The sequence below is a fragment of the Pseudokineococcus marinus genome, assembly GCF_013004605.1.
Lineage (GTDB): Bacteria > Actinomycetota > Actinomycetes > Actinomycetales > Quadrisphaeraceae > Pseudokineococcus > Pseudokineococcus marinus.
Map to the genome: position 1 here is coordinate 1 of NZ_JABEMA010000493.1, position 1,538 is coordinate 1,538.

Annotated in this window: 2 protein-coding genes; one reads left to right on the forward strand and one right to left on the reverse strand. The window is 79.5% G+C overall.

From position 1 onward, the window contains the following. Positions 1-103: 103 nt before the first annotated feature. Positions 104-412, reverse strand: a complete 309-nt coding sequence (locus tag HLB09_RS16935; RefSeq protein WP_171204460.1) for a WhiB family transcriptional regulator — start codon at positions 410-412, stop codon at positions 104-106. Between the two features lie 475 nt (positions 413-887). Between HLB09_RS16935 and HLB09_RS20215 the strand changes: the two genes are divergently transcribed. Next, a partial coding sequence (locus tag HLB09_RS20215) for a MerR family transcriptional regulator (RefSeq protein WP_212771299.1) occupies positions 888-1,538 on the forward strand: 651 nt, incomplete at its 3' end.

Sequence of the window (1,538 nt, forward strand, 5' to 3'; positions counted from 1 at the left end):
GGGGCGCTGCCGCCCCGCCGCGGCAGCGGCCCCGGACGCGCGAGAGCCCCGCACCCGGTGGGTGCGGGGCTCTCGTCGCGTCGCGCCGGGGGCCGGGCTCGTCTCAGCTGGCGAGGGGCAGGACCCGGGTGGCGCCGCGGCGGCGCGCGTACTCGGCCTCGCGCTCGTCCTCGGTCATGCCGCCCCACACGCCGTAGGGCTCACGGACGGCGAGGGCGTGCTCCTTGCACTGCTGCACCACCGGGCAGGCGGCGCAGATGGCCTTGGCGGCGTTGTCGCGGTTGCGGCGGCTCGGGCCGCGCTCGCCCTCGGGGTGGAAGAACAGGGTGTCGTCCGCCTCGCGGCACGCGCCCTGCATCTGCCACTCCCAGAGGTCGGCGACGGGGCCGGGGAGGCGCGAGATCTCAGCCATGGGAGCTCCTGGGGTGTCGTGCCCCCGAGGGGGCTGCCGTGGTGGCTCCGTGCTGGGCCGACCGTGGCGCGATGTCGATGGCGTGGACGCTACAACCGATCCAGAAGTTGTTCAAGGACCTGTCCACGGTGCTCGGGAGTTGTTCACCGGACGGCCAGCGGTCGTCCAGGAGCGCGCCGCGAGGGCGCGCCGACTGGCTCGGCGGGGCGCGCGCCGCCAGAGTGAGCGCGTGCCGTCCCACGCCCCCGTCCCGGCCCGCGACCGGCGGGCGCCCGGTGACGACGGCGCGGGCGGCGGGGGCGCGCCCGCGCCCACCCGACGCGAGGGGGTCCAGGCGGTGCCTGCCCGGGACGACGACGGACCGGTGGACCGGTCCCCGGGGCGCGACGAGCAGGGTGACCCCGGAGCGGACGCGGGGGCGGAGCCGGCAGCGGACCCCGGAGCGGTCGCGGCCCCGACGCTCAAGGTCGCCGCCGTGGCGCGCCGCCTCGGCGTCGCCCCGGCGACGCTGCGCACGTGGGCCCGCCGCTACGACCTCGGACCCTCCGCGCACACGGCGGGCGCCCACCGCCAGTACAGCCTCGAGGACCTCGAGCGGCTCATGGTCATGCGGCGCATGACGCTGGAGGGCTACTCGCCGGCGGAGGCCGCCCGCGTGGCCGTCCAGAGCGCCCGCGCGACGTCGGCCGCGCCGTCCGTGCACGACCCGTCGTCCTCCACCCCCTCGCAGGCCCCCTCGCCGACCGCCGCGCAGGCCGGTCCGCCTCCTGCCGCCGAGGTCCCCGCCCACGCCGCCTCGACTCCTCCGGCGCGCGGCCGTGGCGAGGCGCCGGCCCCGCGGGGCGCCACCCCGTCGGTGCGGTCCCTGGCGCGCGCGGCGATGGCGCTGCAGGCGGGGGAGTGCCAGCGGCTCCTCGAGGCGCACATGGCCGTGGGGGGCGTCGTCGAGGCCTGGACCGGGCTCGTGCGCCCGGTGCTCGAGGCCCTGTCCGACCGGGTCGGCGCCGTGGCCCCGGGCCGCTCGCCCGTCGCGCTGCTGGAGGCGGCCCTCCTCGCCGCCCTGCGCGCCGCGGTCGAGGCGGAGCCGCCGGGAGGCCCGGCGGTGCTCGTCCTGCGGCCGTGCGCC

Coding starts and splice junctions, on each gene's coding strand:
- HLB09_RS16935 (WP_171204460.1), bottom strand. CDS start 412: ATGGCTGAGATCTCGCGCCTCCCCGGCCCCGTCGCCGACCTCTGGGAG.